Source organism: Blastococcus sp. CT_GayMR20, assembly GCF_004570345.1.
Map to the genome: position 1 here is coordinate 1 of NZ_SPQM01000056.1, position 14,956 is coordinate 14,956.

A 14,956-nucleotide genomic window follows, 5' to 3' on the forward strand; every position below is an offset into this window, starting at 1 on the left:
CCGGCCGCACCACCCTCGACGGGACGGTCCGTCGACGTCCCGCACCACCCTGGGCCGCGGTCGCCGGCATTCCCGCCGGCTCGACCCCCCAGACCGGCCGCGCAGGCCCCACACTCTGAGCACCAGCCACCGCACTCGACGACGAGGACGACGGGATCCATGGCAGAGAACATCCTGGAGATGCGCTCCATCACCAAGACCTTCCCCGGCGTCAAGGCGCTCGAGAACGTCAACCTCGACGTGCGTCGCGGTGAGATCCACGCGATCTGCGGTGAGAACGGTGCCGGCAAGTCCACGCTGATGAAGGTGCTCTCCGGCGTCTACCCGACCGGGAGCTACGACGGCGAGATCGTCTACGACGGCCAGCCGGTCCACTTCAACGGCATCCGGGACAGCGAGCACGTCGGCATCGTGATCATCCACCAGGAGCTCGCGCTGGTGCCGTACCTGTCGATCGCCGAGAACATCTTCCTGGGCAGCGAGAAGCGCGGCCGTGGCGGGCTCATCGACTGGAACCTCGCCAACGCCGAGGCCGGCAAGCTGCTGCAGTCGGTGGGCCTGGACGAGAACCCGGTGACCCCGGTCGGCCAGCTCGGCGTCGGCAAGCAGCAGCTGGTCGAGATCGCCAAGGCCCTGTCCAAGGACGTGCGGCTGCTGATCCTCGACGAGCCGACCGCCGCGCTCAACGACTCCGACTCCGCGCACCTGCTGGGGCTGCTGCGCCAGCTCCGGGAGCGCGGCATCACCTCGATCATGATCTCGCACAAGCTGAACGAGATCACCGCGGTCTCCGACCGCGTGACGGTCATCCGCGACGGCAGGACCGTCGAGACGCTGGACACGAAGGCCGGCGAGGTCACGCAGCAGCGCATCATCCGCGGCATGGTCGGCCGCGACCTGGAGAGCTTCTACCCCGACCGGGAGTCGCACCCGGGCGAGGAGGTCCTCCGCGTCGAGAACTGGACGGTGCGGCACCCGACCCAGGACCGCCTGGTCGTGGACGACGCCAGCTTCTCCGTCCGCGCCGGCGAGGTCGTCGGCATCGCCGGGCTCATGGGCGCCGGCCGCACGGAGCTCGCGATGAGCATGTTCGGCCGCTCCTACGGCCGCGACATCAGCGGCCGCATCTTCATGCACGGCAAGGAGATCAAGGCGCGCAGCGTGGCGGAGGCGATCGACAACGGTGTCGCCTACGCCACCGAGGACCGCAAGAAGTACGGCCTGAACCTCATCGAGGACATCCGGCGCAACGTCTCCGCCGCCGCCCTCGCCAAGCTCTCCCGGCGCGGCTGGGTGAACGGCAACGAGGAGATCAAGGTCGCCGAGGACAGCCGGCGCAGCATGAACATCAAGGCGCCGAGCGTCATGTCGATCGTCGGGAAGCTCTCGGGCGGGAACCAGCAGAAGGTCGTCCTGTCCAAGTGGCTGTTCACCGACCCCGACGTCCTCATCCTCGACGAGCCGACCCGCGGCATCGACGTGGGTGCGAAGTACGAGATCTACACGATCATCAACCGACTGGTGGCGGCCGGTAAGGCCGTCGTCGTCATCTCGTCCGAGCTGCCCGAGCTGCTCGGCATCTGCGACCGCATCTACACCCTGTCGGCGGGCCGGATCACCGGTCAGCTGCCGGTACACGAGGCCAACCAGGAAAGCCTCATGGAACTCATGACCAAGGAGAGGGAGTCCGTCGGATGACCAGGACCGCGCCCCCGGAAGCCGACCCCACCCCGAAGGAGCCGGCGCCCGCCGTCGCCCTCCACACCGGCACGAGTGATCTGCGCGCGCTGATCACCCGCAACATGCGGACCAGTGGCATCTACGTCGCGTTCGTCGCGATCGTGGCCCTGTTCGCGATCCTCACCGAGGGCGTCTCGCTGAGCCCCGGCAACATCACGAACATCGTCCTCCAGTACTCCTACATCCTGGTGCTGGCGATCGGCATGGTCCTGGTGATCATCGCCGGCCACATCGACCTGTCGGTCGGCTCGGTGGTCGCCCTCACCGGCGCGATCTCCGCCGTCCTCGTCATCAAGAACGGCTACCCCTGGTACGTCGGCATGCTCGCCGCCATCGCCGTCGGTCTGGCCGTGGGTGCCTGGCAGGGCTTCTGGGTCGCCTACGTCGGCATCCCGGCGTTCATCGTGACCCTCGCCGGCATGCTCGTGTTCCGCGGTCTCACGCTGCAGGTGCTCGACAACATCTCGCTCTCACCCTTCCCGTCGGAGTACGGCAAGGTGGCCAGCGGCTTCCTGAACGGCCTCCTGGGCGGCAACGGGTACGACGCGTTCACGCTGCTCATCGGCGCGGTCGCCGTCGCCGGCTACGCGCTCAGCCAGTTCCGCACCCGCCTCGCCCGCATCAAGTACTCGCAGCCGGTCGAGTCGTTCCCGCTGTTCGTCGCCAAGATCGTCCTCGTCGGCGCCGTCGTCATGTACTTCGCCTGGCAGCTGGCGCACGCCCGTGGCCTGCCGATCGTGCTGATCATCCTGGCCGTGCTGATCCTCACCTACGCGGTGATCTCGAACCGCACCGTCTTCGGCCGCCAGATCTACGCCATCGGCGGCAACCTGGCCGCGGCGCAGCTCTCCGGCGTCAAGGTGCGGGTCGTCAACTTCTGGATCTTCGTGAACATGGGCTTCCTCGCCGCGGTCGCGGGGATCATCTACTCCTCCCGGTCCAACGGCGCCCAGCCCGCGGCCGGCAACATGTTCGAGCTCGACGCCATCGCGGCCGTGTTCATCGGCGGCGCAGCGGTCACCGGCGGTGTCGGCACGGTGGTCGGCGCGATGGTCGGTGGCCTGCTCGTCGCCGTGATGAGCAACGGCATGCAGCTCATGGGCGTCGACCAGTCCATCCAGTCGGTCGTCAAGGGCCTCGTGCTGCTGCTGGCCGTCGCCTTCGACGTCTACAACAAGCGCCGCGCCGGGGCCTCGCGCTGAGGTCCGATCCGGTCGCCGCTGCCGGGCGGCACGGCGACCGGTCCAGGCATCGGGGAGGGAGACCGGTGGAGCCCCAGGGGGCTGCGCGAGCGCTGGTGATGTCCGACGTGGCAGCGCTCGCGGGGGTGTCCCACCAGACGGTGTCCCGGGTGATCAACGGGCATCCCAACGTCGCGCCGCACACCCGCGAACGGGTCGAGGCCGCGATCGCGCAGCTCGGCTACCGGCCCAACATCGCCGCCCGCGCCCTGGTCACCGGCTCCACCCGCACGATCGGGCTGGTGACGGTGAAGATCAACCAGTACGGGCCGGCGCAGACGATGCTCGGACTCGAGGAGGCGGCCCGCGAAGCCGGCTACTCGCTCAGCGTCTCGATCCTCGACCACGCCACCGCGGGGGCGATGCGGGAGGCCGTCGACACCTTCGTGGCGCAGCGGGTCGCGGCCATCGTCGCGCTCAGCACCTACGACGACGCGGCCGAGGCGCTCGGCGAGCTCGACCCGCCGGTGCCGCTGGTGGCCGTGCAGGTCGGCGGCGACGAGATCCGTCCGGCGGTCGGGGTGGACCAGGAGGCCGGCGCGCGCCTGGCCACCCGGCACCTGCTGGACCTGGGCCACCGCACCGTGCACCACGTCGCCGGCCCTGCCGACTCGAAGGAGGCCCGGGGACGCATCGAGGGCTGGCGCTCGGAACTGCTCGCGGCCGGCGCTCCCGTGCCCGAGCTCCTGCGCGGGGACTGGACGCCGTCGTCGGGGCACACCGCCGGCACGGAGCTCGCCGCGCGCCTCCGGGCCGGCGAGGAGGTCACGGCCGTCTTCCTCGCCAACGACCAGATGGCGCTCGGGCTGCTCGCCGCGCTGCACGACGAGGGGATCGAGGTGCCCGGCGACGTGAGCGTCGTCGGCTTCGACGACCTCCCGGAGGCGCCCTACTTCACCCCGCCGCTCACCACGGTGCGCCAGGACTTCGCCGAGCTGGGACGACGGGGCGTGGAGCTGGTGCTGGCCCGGCTGCGCGGCGAGGACCTGCACCCGGACGCCGTGCCTGCGCCGTTGATCGTCCGCTCCAGCACGTGCCCGGCACGCGTGCGCACGGGTCCCGGGCGCGGTCGCCCCACCGCTTGACCGGCAGTCGTGTTAGCGCTAACAATCACCGACGGAGCGGATGCCGTGACGCCGATGTCACCCCCTCCCGCCAGAGGAGGATCGATGTCCGACACCGAGGAGGCCGCGGCGATCACCGCCGGTCGCACGGCCTTGGGCATCGAGCTCGGGTCGACCCGGATCAAGGCGGTGCTGATCGGTCCCGATCACGCGCCGCTCGCCGTCGGCAGCCACGACTGGGAGAACCAGTTCGTGGACCGGGTGTGGACGTACTCGCTCGAGGCCGTCTGGGCCGGCGTGCAGCAGAGCTTCGCGGCCCTGGCCGAGGACGTGCGGCGACGTCACGGAGTCGAGCTGGGGGGAGTCGGCGGCCTCGGGGTGTCGGCGATGATGCACGGCTACCTCGCGTTCGACGCGGACGGTGCGCTGCTCACGCCGTTCCGCACCTGGCGCAACACGAACACCGGTCGCGCGGCCGAGCGGCTCAGCGCGGAGTTCGGCGTCAACATCCCGCACCGGTGGAGCGTCGCGCACCTCTACCAGGCGATCCTGGACGGCGAGGAGCACGTCGGCCGGCTGGACCACCTGACGACGCTGGCCGGCTACGTGCACTGGCAGCTCACCGGGGAGAAGGTCCTCGGCATCGGGGATGCCAGCGGCATGCTGCCGATCGAGGCGACCACCCACGGATACGACGCCACGATGCTGGCCCGGTTCGACCAGCTCGCCGCCGAGGCGGGGGTCGAGCTGACCCTCGCCGAGCTGCTGCCCGCCGTCGCGGTCGCCGGCCGGCCGGCCGGCACGCTCACCGCAGCGGGCGCGGCGCTGCTCGACCCCACCGGGCGGCTGAGCCCCGGCATCCCGCTGTGCCCGCCCGAGGGTGACGCGGGCACGGGGATGGTCGCCACCAACTCGGTCGCCCCGCGCACCGGCAACGTCTCCGCCGGCACGAGCATCTTCGCCATGGTCGTGCTCGAGCGGGAGCTCGCCCGGGCGCACCGCGAGCTGGACCTCGTCACCACGCCGGCCGGCGACCCGGTGGCCATGGTGCACTGCAACAACGGCGCCAGTGAGCTGGACGCCTGGGCCGGGCTGTTCGCCGAGTTCGCCCGCGCGCTGGGTGTCGAGGTCGACCCGGCGAAGGTCTTCGAGACCCTCTTCACCGCCGCACTGGGCGGTACGAGCGACTGCGGCGGGATGCTCGCCTACAACTACCTCTCCGGGGAGCCGATCACCGGCCTCGAGGAGGGCCGGCCGCTCTTTCTCCGGTCACCGGACAGCAGGCTGAGCTTGAGCACGTTCATGCGGACGCACCTGTTCTCGTCCCTGGCCACGCTCAGGATCGGCATGGACGTCCTGCAGAAGACCGAGGGCGTGCGGCTCGACCGGATGTTCGCGCACGGCGGCCTGTTCAAGACCGAGGGCGTCGCGCAGCGCTTCCTGGCCGCTGCCATCGACACCCCGGTCGCAGTCGGGGACGTCGCCGGAGAGGGCGGCGCCTGGGGCATCGCCGTCCTGGCCGCCTTCGCCGCCAGTCCCTCGGCGGACCGCAGCCTGGCGGACTACCTGGAGACGGCGGTCTTCTCCGGCACGAGCCTGCAGACCGCCGAGCCCGACCCGGTCGACGTCGCCGGGTTCGACGCGTTCATGCAGCGGTACGTCGCCGCACTCCCGGTCGAGCGGGCCGCCGTCGACCACGTGAGCCCTGCCCAGCGAGGAGAGAACGGATGACCGCCACCCTGACCGAGCGCGGCACCCACCGGGAGCAGCGCGAGCACGTCGCGCGGCTGCACTCCTACCTGACCCGCTACGAGCTGGTGACCTGGACGTCCGGGAACGTCTCCGAGCGCGTGCCGGGTGAGGACCTCTTCGTCATCAAGGGCAGCGGCGTCGAGTACGACGAGCTGACCTGGGAGGGGATCACCGTCTGCGACCTCGACGGCAACCCCGTCGACGGTGTGAAGAAGCCCTCCAGCGACACCGACGCGCACGCCTACGTCTACCGGCACAAGCCGGAGGTCAACGGCCAGGTGCACACGCACAGCCCGTACGCCACCGCCTGGGCCGCGCGCGCCGAGGAGATCCCCTGCGTGCTCACCGCCATGGCCGACGAGTTCGGTGGCGCGATCCCGGTCGGGCCGTTCGCCCTCATCGGCGACGACTCGATCGGCCGCGGCATCGTCGAGACGCTGGCCGGCTCGAAGTCGCCCGCGGTGCTCATGCGCAACCACGGCGTCTTCACCGTCGGCCCGTCCGGGAAGGCGGCGGTGAAGGCCGCCGTCATGACCGAGGACGTCGCCCGGACGGTGCACTTCTCGCGGCAGCTGGGCGAGCCCCTGCCGATCGACCAGTCGGACGTCGACCGGCTCTACGCCCGCTACCAGAACGTCTACGGACAGTGAGGAAGGATGCCCGCGTGGCAGTCGACGGAGTGGCATTCGAAGGGTCCGAGGTCTGGTTCCTGACCGGCAGCCAGGGGCTGTACGGCGAGGAGACCCTCCAACAGGTCGCGTCGCAGTCGCAGCGGGTCGCGGCCGCACTGGACGAGGCCGCCGAGGTGCCGGTGCGGGTCGTGTGGAAGCCGGTCCTCAAGGACGCCGACGCCATCCGGCGGATCATGGGCGAGGCGAACGAGAACCCCGCGTGCCTCGGCGTCATCACCTGGATGCACACGTTCTCGCCGGCGAAGATGTGGATCTCCGGGCTCGACGCGCTGCACAAGCCGCTGCTCCACCTGCACACCCAGGCCGACGCCGCCCTGCCGTGGGCGACCATCGACATGGACTTCATGAACCTCAACCAGGCCGCGCACGGCGACCGTGAGTACGGGTTCATGCTCACCCGCCTCCGGGTCCCCCGGACGACGGTCTCGGGGCACGCCTCGGACCCGCGGGTGCTGGCACGGGTCGGCTCGTGGGCCCGTGCGGCCGCCGGTGCCGCTGCCGCGCGCGGCCTGAAGCTGGCCCGGTTCGGCGACAACATGCGCAACGTCGCGGTGACCGAGGGCGACAAGGTCGAGGCGGAGATCCGCTTCGGGATGTCGGTCAACACCTGGGGCGTGAACGACCTGGTCGGGGTGGTCGAGGCCGTCCAGGACGCCGCCGTCGACGACCTGGTCGAGGAGTACGCCGACCTCTACGAGATGTCCGCCGACGTGCTCCCGGGCGGGGACCGGCACGAGGCCGTGCGGTACCAGGCGCGGATCGAGGCCGCGCTGCGGTGGTTCATGGTCGAGGGCGGCTTCGGTGCGTTCACGACCAACTTCGAGGACCTCGGCGGCCTGCGCCAGCTCCCCGGCCTCGCCGTCCAGCGGCTGATGGCCGACGGCTACGGCTTCGGGGGCGAGGGCGACTGGAAGACCTCGGCGCTGCTGCGGGTGCTCAAGGTCGCCGGCACCGGACTGCCCGGTGGGACGTCGTTCATGGAGGACTACACCTACGACCTCGACCCGGGCAACGAGAAGATCCTCGGCGCCCACATGCTCGAGGTCTGCCCGACGATCGCCGGCGAGAAGCCGCGCCTGGAGGTGCATCCGCTGGGCATCGGCGGCCGTGAGGACCCCGCCCGCCTGGTCTTCAACGCCGCGCCGGCCCTGGGCGTCGTCATCGGCTGGTCGGACCTGGGGGACCGGTTCCGCTGGGTGGCCAACGAGATCGACGTCGTCGAGCCCGACGAGCCGCTGCCCAACCTGCCCGTCGCCCGTGCGGTGTGGCAGCCCCGGCCGGACTTCGCGACCGCGACCGAGGGCTGGCTCACCGCCGGAGGTCCGCACCACACGGTGCTGACCACCCAGCTCGGCGCCGACGAGCTCACCGACCTCGCCGACGTGTTCTCCACCGAGCTGGTCCTCATCGACGCCGACACCACGCGCCGGTCGCTGGCCAAGGAGCTCCGCTGGAGTGCGGCCTACCACCGCCTCAACCAGCGCCTCTAGTGCCGTAACCGCCATTTCGGCCGCCCTGGAGGGCGGCCGAAATGGCGGTTCTGGCACCTCAGAGGTGGCGGATCAGGTACCGGTAGAAGCCGGCGCCGCGGTGCAGGGCGGCGACGGAGATCCGCTCGTCCGCGGCGTGCAGCGCCGCCAGTTCGCTCTTGCTCAGGTCGAAGGGCATGAACCGGTAGACGCTGTCGCAGATCTGGCTGAAGTGCCGGGAGTCGCTGGCCTGGACCATGACGTACGGCGCCACCGCCGCGTCGGGGTAGACCGATCGCGCTGCCGCGCCCACCAGCGCGAATGCCTCGTTGTCGGCCCGGGACACCGGTGAGGGGTCGTTGCCGTCGACGATGTGCAGTTCCACGTCCGGGTCGTCGATGACCCGGCGCAGGTGGTCCACGGTCGACTCGACGGTCTCGCCCAGGGCGATCCGGATGTTGGCGTGGGCCCGGGCGCGCGTGGCCAGCACGTTCCGGGCCTTGCTGCCCTCGAGCTGGGTGATCGCCACCGTCGTCCGGACCAGGGCGTTCGCCTCGCGGCTCGCCCGCGAGAGCACCCGCGCCAGCGCCGGCCGCAGGTACTCCGCGTGCGCGAACAGCGCCCGGTAGCCGGTCGGCGCGTGCCGGCCGAGGGCGTCGACCATGCCGAGGACGACGTCGTGCAGCCGCGCGGGGAACGGGTTCTCGTCGATCCGCAGGACGGCGCGCGCGAGCCGGGCGGGGGCACCGCCGCGCGCCGGGGCGGACGCGTGGCCACCGGCGTCGGTGGTGATCAGCTCGACGTCCAGCAGGCCCTTCTCGGCCAGCCCGACGACGGCGGTCTGGCCAGGGACGCCCGGGAAGACGCCGCTGACGACGGCCCCACCCTCGTCGATGACGGCCCACGGACGGATGCCGCGGGACGTGAGGGTGTCGACCGCCAGCTCGGCCCCGACGCCGAACACCTCCTCGTCGTTGCCGAAGGAGAGGTAGACGTCGCGGGCCGGCGTGAATCCCGCGACGACCAGCGACTCGACGGCCTCGAGGATCGCGACCAGGGCGCCCTTGTCGTCGATGGCGCCGCGGCCGTGCACGACGCCGTCCTCGATCAGGCCGGAGAACGGGTCGCGCGACCAGTCCTGCCCGGCCACGGGGACGACGTCGTAGTGCGCCATCAGCACCATCGGCGGCTGCTCGGTGCCGCTGCGCCAGCGGTAGAGGAGGGCGCCGTCGCCGAGCACCTCCCGGTCCAGCACCCGGTGCGTCTCGGGGTAGAGGGTGGTCAGGCGCTCGCGGAACGTCTCGAAGGCGCCGGCGTCCATCTCGGCCGGGTCGCGCGAGGAGATCGTGGGGATGCGCACGAGCTCCGCGAGGCGAACGGCTGCGGCGTCGGCGTCCAGGCCGTCGAGGTCCGGCGGCTCGGGGGAGACCTCCGGTGGGCGGAAGCGGGCGACCCGCCGCGCGGCGACCGACACCGCGGCGCCGCACACCGCGGCGACCAGGGCGCGCCTCACGCCGTCCCCTCGGGGGCGACCGAGCGCGGATCGGCCACGACCGGCTGGTCCGAGAACGCGAGCCGGGGAACGAAGACGAGCGCGACGGCCGCGGCCCAGGCCGTGACGCCGCAGATGACCCACACGGTGACGTAGCCGCTGAGCGACCCCGCCGTCCCCTCGCCGCCGTCGACGAGGACGGGTGCCCCGGACGCGAGGGCGACGGCGAAGGCCGCCGACGCGAAGCTGCCGCCGAGCACCTTGGTGGTGTTGGTCAGTCCGGTCGCGATTCCGGTCCGGCCTGCCGGTGCCGCGGCCGCGGCCGCGGCGGGCAGCGCCGCCACCAGGGCGCCGGAGCCCAGGCCGGCCACGACCATCGAGGTCAGCACCTGCGGGAGCGAGGAGTGGAAGGGGACCAGCAGCAGGTACCCCGTCCCGGTGAGGGTGGCCGCGCCGATCAGCGTGGTCCGCGGGGTGGTGCGCTGCGAGATCCGCGAGAACTGGCTGGCGCCGAGCAGCATCGAGACGACGTAGCCGCCGATGACGATCGACACCTCGCTGGTCGACAGCCCCAGGCCGTAGCCGTAGACCTCGGGATCGGTGCGGGCGTAGGTCGACAGCGGTCCTTGGGCGCCCAGCACGCTGACGCCGAACAGACCGGCGGTGAGCTGCACCGGCCACATCGACGGGCTGCGCAGCACCCGGAAGTCGACGAGCGGGTCGGTGCGGCCCAGCTCGTACCGGACGAAGGGGACGACGAGCAGCACGCCCAAGCCGGTGACCAGCCACGGCCAGAGCTCGCCCGCGCCGTTGACCCGGACGAACGTCAGGCCGCCGGTGATGACCAGGAGGACGACACTCAGCAGGGCCGCGCCGGTGGCGTCGACGGTGCCGGTCTCGCGGTCCTCGCTCTCGGGCACGCGCAGGGCGACGACGGCACAGACGCCCAGCACGAGGAAGCCCGGCGCCAGCAGCACCAGCCAGAACTGGTCGGCGAACACGCTGCCGACCTGGCCGCCGCCCAGCGCACCGACGATCGCCCCGAGCTGCAGCGCCGCCACGATGAGGCCGGTGGCCCGCCGGGTCTGCGCGGCGGGGTCGGCGAGCCGGCGGGACCGGTTCCAGATGAGCGCCACCTGCAGCGGCAGCCAGGCCGCGTACACGCCCTGGACGGCCCAGGCCGCGAGGAACAGCGGGAAGGTGGTCGCGAGCGCGAGGACGGCGGTGGCCGCCGCGGTGACCGCTGCCGACAGCAACAGCATCCGGCGGTGGCCGTACAGGTCGCCGAGCTTGGCGAGGATCGGCACGGCGATCGCCGACAGCATCAGCTGCGCCGCCTCGAGCCAGTTGACGTCGGCGTCGTGGATGTCCAGGTGCCGGGCGACGTCGGTCAGCAGCGGGATGTAGTAGCCCTGCAGGACGCCGCTGGTGAACTCGACGAAGACCAGGAAGCCGACGAGCCCCCCGCCGATCCCCGCGATGCGGCCGGGGGTCGCTCCCGCCGTGCCCGTGCCTGTCACGCGTCGTCCTCACCCCGGAGCGCCACCGTCGGCGCGGAGAGCTCGGACACTAGTGATCGCCGCGCGACCCGCGGACCTCCCGTCCGGAAAGTCCCCGGACGCGCGGATCTCAGACCCGGCGGCGTGCTCCTGCCAGCAGGAGCAGCGTGCCGGAGGAGATGAGGATCGCGCTGCCCCTCAGGAGGGGCTCCAGCTCCGAGCCGGTGTAGGCGAGCTTCCCGGTCTGGTAGGTCTGGGCGGTCGCCGGCGTGATGGCGTGGGCGGTCTCGTTCTCGCAGCCGATGCCGTCGTTGTCGCTGTCGAGGCCGGCACGGTAACCCGGCTGGGTGGAGTAGACCGGAGCGGCGCCCTTGGCCCGGGCGTCGTCGCAGTTCGCGTAGTAGGTCCCCTGGACGCCGGACGGGGGGTTGCTCGCCGGCGGCTGCTGGCCGCCGCCCGTCGGCGGGGTCGGCGGGGTCGGCGGGGTCGGCGGTTCAGGCAGGCACTTCTGCGCGTCGGCGATCGCCTTCTCGATCAGGTCGCGACCCTCGGCCAGGTTGTCCGGGGTGATCCCGAGGCTGTCCAGGAGGCCGTTGATCGCCTCGGGGTCGGTCGGGTCCAGGCCGGCCAGTGCGTCCTCGACGGCGGTGGGCCCTGCCGGCGGGGCAGGCATCAGTTCCGCGAAGCCGGTGAGCAGGGCCTCCACCACGCCGGCGAGGCAGGTCGGAACGGCGGCCGGCTCCGTCTCCTCCTCCTCGGCGGCTTCGCCTGACCCGCCTTCCGTCCCGCTCCCGCCCGCGACCGACTCGGCACCGGTGCCCTGGGAGCGGGCCAGCCAGCCCGGCGGGACGTACGTGCTCCCGGGGACCGCGCCCGACTGCGCGCCTGCGCCGGCGGGGGAACCGGTCCCCGCGCCGCTGCGAGCGGTTCCCTCGCCCCCGGCTCCCTCGTCGCCCTCGCCCTCGCCCTCGCCGGAGCCGGGATCGCCGTCCGTGGGCCCGTGCGCAGCCGGAGACTGCTCGGCCGGCAGGCAGCCCGTGAGCGTCGGGTCGGCGAGGCACTCGTCGGCGGTCGGGAGAACCGGATCGGCGGTCGCCGGCCACGTCCACAGCACCGCCATCGCCAGCGCGATGAGCAGGACGAGCGGCAGCCGCAACAGCTTGGACATGTGGTCCCCCGGTAGCGCACAGACGACGTGGCCTGTGAGCTGTACCACACGTCACAGGTATCTGGCGGACCGGTTCGTCACGGAACCCGTGTGCCGCCACGCAGCGTGGCGTGGCGTGGCGGAGCGCGTCCGGCTAGAGAGCGCTCCGCGCGACGGGGCAGGACATGCAGCGTGGGCCACCCCGGCCACTGCCCAGCTCCGACCCGGCGATCGGCACGACCTCGATACCGGCCGCCTCGAGCGCCGCGTTGGTCACGGTGTTCCGCTCGTAGGCGACCGCCAGCCGGGGCGCCAGGGCGAGGGTGTTGTTGCCGTCGTCCCACTGCTCGCGTTCGGCGGTGACCGGGTCGAGGCCGGTGTCGATCACCCGCAGCCGGTCGATCCCCATGGCCGCCGCAGCCGCGGTGAGGAACGGCTGCGGACCGGTGACGGCCAGCTCGGCGGTGTCGGCGTCGTCGGCCACGCCGTCCGGCGCGGTGACCGTCCAGGCGACCAGCGAGTCGGCCACGGCCGGGTACATGACCATCGCGTCGACGTCGACCATCGTGCAGATGGTGTCCAGGTGCATCGTCGCCCGCTGCTGGGCGATGGGGACGACGAGCACCGTGTGCGCCAGCCGCCGCGCGAAGACCCGCCGGGCCAGGCGCTCGGCCCCGCCGGGCGTCGTCCGTTCGCCGACCCCCACGGCGACCACGCCCTCCGCGAGCAGCAGCACGTCACCGCCTTCGAGGTGCTCGAGGTGGGCGCCGTAGAGCTGCTCCACACCGGCGAACCGCGGGTGGTGGGCGTAGACGGCCGCGGTGATCGTGCTCTCGCGGTGCCGCGCCGGCATGGCCAGTGACGTCACGGCGACCTCGTCACCGACCCAGACCGAGGAGTCGCGGGTGAACAGCAGGTTGGGCAGCGGGGGGACGACGAAGTCCGCACGGTCCATCACCTCGTAGGCCAGCCCGTGCCCGCCGCGCAACTCGTCGTGGGCCAGGCCGGCGATGAGCGCACCGGCCAACGCCTCCGGGTCGAGCCCGGACAGATGCGTGGTCGCCGCCCGCTGGAGTGTCGCGCCGAGCCGTGGGTCGTCGACGGCGGCCGCGATCAGCTCGGCGCGCGCGGACGGGAAGGACAGCACCTCCGCCAGCAGCCGGTCCAGGTGCAGCACCTCGACACCACGGTCGGCCAGGGCCTGCGCGAAGCCGTCGTGCTCCTCCTGCGCGCGGTCCACCCACGGGACGCCGTCGAAGAGCAGTTGGTCGTTGTTGCGGGGCGTGAGCCGTCGGAGCTCGTTCCCGGGCCGGTGCAGCAGGACGGTGCCGAGCCGGCCGACCTCGCTGGTGGCGCCCATGAGCGGGACGTCGGACGGGGACGAGATCATGGTCAGAGGCTCGCACAGGAGGGGGGAGGCGGCATGCCACCTCGTCGGCGCCCGAGCAGAGCGTCGTCAGCGGCGGTGCTTCATCTCCGCACCGTGCGCGGTCAGGCCGTAGATGACGACGAGGTCGAAGACGATGACCAGCGTCGACCACCACGGGTAGGCGGGCAGGAAGACGAAGTTGACGGCGACGCTCACCATCGCGATCAGGACGCCGACCACCCGCGCGACGGTGTTGCCGGCGAAGAGACCGGCCGCCGTGAGGATCGCCAGCACCCCGAGGAGGAGGTGCGTCCAGCCCCACACCGTGTAGTCGACGTCGACCACCAGCCCGCTCCGGCCGACCACGTAGAAGCCGTCGTCGATGAGCGCGGCCAGACCCTGCAGGACCTGCAGGAGACCGACGACGACCAGCATCGTCGCGGCGAACGAGATCCAGGCGACCCATCCGGTCGGCCGCTCGACCGTCCTGCCCGAGCCGATGCCTGCCTCGGCCTGCCAGTTCGACTGCTGGGTCATCGGTCTCTCCTGCCGGTCGGCTCCGTCGCTCCGATGCTGTCGCCCTGAGCGCGGACGTGTCTCATCCGGAACAGGTGAGACGGGTGCGACGGAGCGGCTGGCTAGGGTGCCCGGGAGGCCGGCGACCGGGCCGGCCACCCCGACCGGAGGTGTACCGAGTGGACCTGTTCGACCTGACCGGCAAGGTGGCCGTGGTCACCGGCGGCACCCGCGGGATCGGCATGATGATGGCCCGCGGTCTGCTGCAGGCCGGCGCGCGGGTCTACATCAGCTCCCGCAAGGCGGAGGCCGGGGACGCCGCCGTCGCGGAGCTCTCCCCGTTCGGCCAGGTCCGCTCCGTCCCGGCCGACCTCTCCCGCGAGGAGGAGTGCGTCCGGCTGGCGTCGGTGGTGGGCGAGCGCGAGGACGAGCTGCACATCCTCGTCAACAACGCCGGTGCCACGTGGGGATCGCCGACGCTGGAGGACTTCCCCTCCTCGGCGTGGGACAAGGTCGTCGACCTCAACCTGAAGTCGCCGTTCTTCCTCACCCGCGCGTTCCTGCCCCTGCTGGAGGCTGCGGCGACGGACGACGACCCGGCCCGCGTCGTGAACGTCGGCAGCATCGACGGGCTGCACGTCCCGCCGATGCACACCTACTCGTACTCCTCGAGCAAGGCTGCGCTGCACCACCTGACGCGGGTGCTGGCGAAGGAGCTGGGGCCGCGCGGGATCACCGTCAACGCGGTCGCGCCCGGGCCGTTCGAGTCGAAGATGATGGCCGCCACCCTGGACGCGTTCGGCAAGGAGATCGCAGCCCGTGCGCCGCTGGGGCGCATCGGCCGCCCCGACGACATGGCCGGCGTCGTCGTCTACCTGTCCAGCCGCGCCGGCTCCTACGTCACCGGATCCGTCATCCCGGTGGACGGCGGCATCGCGACCACCCGCTGAGTCATCGTGCCAGGGGCTTGAGGCC

12 protein-coding genes are annotated in these 14,956 nt (G+C 72.1%); 7 read left to right on the plus strand and 5 right to left on the minus strand.

Translation table 11 applies throughout. The features are described 5' to 3' along the window. The first annotated feature begins 159 nt into the window (after nucleotides 1-159). The 6 genes from mmsA (at nucleotide 160) to araA (ending at nucleotide 7,979) form a co-directional block, all read left to right on the plus strand. Nucleotides 160-1,698, plus strand: a complete 1,539-nt coding sequence (mmsA, locus tag E4P40_RS14125) for a multiple monosaccharide ABC transporter ATP-binding protein (protein ID WP_135159200.1) — start codon at nucleotides 160-162, stop codon at nucleotides 1,696-1,698. Then, on the plus strand, nucleotides 1,695-2,942 hold the full coding sequence (gene mmsB, locus E4P40_RS14130; protein WP_135159201.1) for a multiple monosaccharide ABC transporter permease: 1,248 nt from the start codon (nucleotides 1,695-1,697) through the stop codon (nucleotides 2,940-2,942). Before mmsA ends, mmsB begins: the two co-directional genes overlap by 4 nt. 65 nt (nucleotides 2,943-3,007) lie before the next feature. Beyond that, on the plus strand, nucleotides 3,008-4,066 hold the full coding sequence (locus tag E4P40_RS14135; RefSeq protein ID WP_209305324.1) for a LacI family DNA-binding transcriptional regulator: 1,059 nt from the start codon (nucleotides 3,008-3,010) through the stop codon (nucleotides 4,064-4,066). 84 nt (nucleotides 4,067-4,150) lie between these two features. Then, complete coding sequence (locus E4P40_RS14140) at nucleotides 4,151-5,776, plus strand: FGGY-family carbohydrate kinase (protein ID WP_209305325.1); 1,626 nt, start codon at nucleotides 4,151-4,153, stop codon at nucleotides 5,774-5,776. After that, nucleotides 5,773-6,447, plus strand: coding sequence for an L-ribulose-5-phosphate 4-epimerase (locus E4P40_RS14145; RefSeq protein WP_135159203.1), 675 nt, complete (start codon nucleotides 5,773-5,775; stop codon nucleotides 6,445-6,447). Before E4P40_RS14140 ends, E4P40_RS14145 begins: the two co-directional genes overlap by 4 nt. 14 nt (nucleotides 6,448-6,461) lie before the next feature. Continuing rightward, nucleotides 6,462-7,979: an L-arabinose isomerase gene (araA, locus tag E4P40_RS14150; protein WP_245160345.1), complete on the plus strand. Its 1,518-nt coding sequence runs from the start codon at nucleotides 6,462-6,464 to the stop codon at nucleotides 7,977-7,979. Between the two features lie 58 nt (nucleotides 7,980-8,037). Here the strand turns inward: araA and E4P40_RS14155 are convergent, their stop codons facing one another. The 5 genes from E4P40_RS14155 to E4P40_RS14175 all read right to left on the minus strand — a co-directional run bounded on the left by E4P40_RS14155 (nucleotide 8,038) and on the right by E4P40_RS14175 (nucleotide 14,002). Next, nucleotides 8,038-9,471 (minus strand): M20/M25/M40 family metallo-hydrolase, encoded by a 1,434-nt coding sequence (locus E4P40_RS14155; protein ID WP_209305326.1) that lies wholly within the window; start codon nucleotides 9,469-9,471, stop codon nucleotides 8,038-8,040. Further along, nucleotides 9,468-10,970, minus strand: a complete 1,503-nt coding sequence (locus tag E4P40_RS14160) for an MFS transporter (protein WP_135159204.1) — start codon at nucleotides 10,968-10,970, stop codon at nucleotides 9,468-9,470. Before E4P40_RS14160 ends, E4P40_RS14155 begins: the two co-directional genes overlap by 4 nt. 109 nt (nucleotides 10,971-11,079) lie before the next feature. After that, nucleotides 11,080-12,117 (minus strand): excalibur calcium-binding domain-containing protein, encoded by a 1,038-nt coding sequence (locus E4P40_RS28995; protein WP_245160346.1) that lies wholly within the window; start codon nucleotides 12,115-12,117, stop codon nucleotides 11,080-11,082. 133 nt (nucleotides 12,118-12,250) lie between these two features. Next, complete coding sequence (locus E4P40_RS14170) at nucleotides 12,251-13,486, minus strand: arginine deiminase (protein ID WP_209305327.1); 1,236 nt, start codon at nucleotides 13,484-13,486, stop codon at nucleotides 12,251-12,253. 66 nt (nucleotides 13,487-13,552) lie between these two features. Then, nucleotides 13,553-14,002 carry a hypothetical protein gene (locus tag E4P40_RS14175; protein WP_135159205.1) on the minus strand — a complete coding sequence of 150 codons (450 nt, stop codon included), beginning with the start codon at nucleotides 14,000-14,002 and terminating at the stop codon, nucleotides 13,553-13,555. 158 nt (nucleotides 14,003-14,160) lie between these two features. Here E4P40_RS14175 and E4P40_RS14180 point away from each other — a divergent pair, with 158 nt between their 5' ends. Beyond that, the gene (locus tag E4P40_RS14180; protein WP_135159206.1) at nucleotides 14,161-14,931 is read left to right on the plus strand and encodes an SDR family oxidoreductase; all 771 of its coding nucleotides are present in this window, start codon (nucleotides 14,161-14,163) and stop codon (nucleotides 14,929-14,931) included. Nucleotides 14,932-14,956 lie beyond the last annotated feature (25 nt).

What these genes read in the sequence shown, in the direction of transcription:
- mmsA (WP_135159200.1), top strand. Translation starts at nt 160, where the DNA reads ATGGCAGAGAACATCCTGGAGATGCGCTCCATCACCAAGACCTTCCCC.
- mmsB (WP_135159201.1), top strand. Translation starts at nt 1,695, where the DNA reads ATGACCAGGACCGCGCCCCCGGAAGCCGACCCCACCCCGAAGGAGCCG.
- E4P40_RS14140 (WP_209305325.1), top strand. Translation starts at nt 4,151, where the DNA reads ATGTCCGACACCGAGGAGGCCGCGGCGATCACCGCCGGTCGCACGGCC.
- E4P40_RS14145 (WP_135159203.1), top strand. Translation starts at nt 5,773, where the DNA reads ATGACCGCCACCCTGACCGAGCGCGGCACCCACCGGGAGCAGCGCGAG.
- E4P40_RS28995 (WP_245160346.1), bottom strand. Translation starts at nt 12,117, where the DNA reads ATGTCCAAGCTGTTGCGGCTGCCGCTCGTCCTGCTCATCGCGCTGGCG.
- E4P40_RS14170 (WP_209305327.1), bottom strand. Translation starts at nt 13,486, where the DNA reads ATGATCTCGTCCCCGTCCGACGTCCCGCTCATGGGCGCCACCAGCGAG.
- E4P40_RS14175 (WP_135159205.1), bottom strand. Translation starts at nt 14,002, where the DNA reads ATGACCCAGCAGTCGAACTGGCAGGCCGAGGCAGGCATCGGCTCGGGC.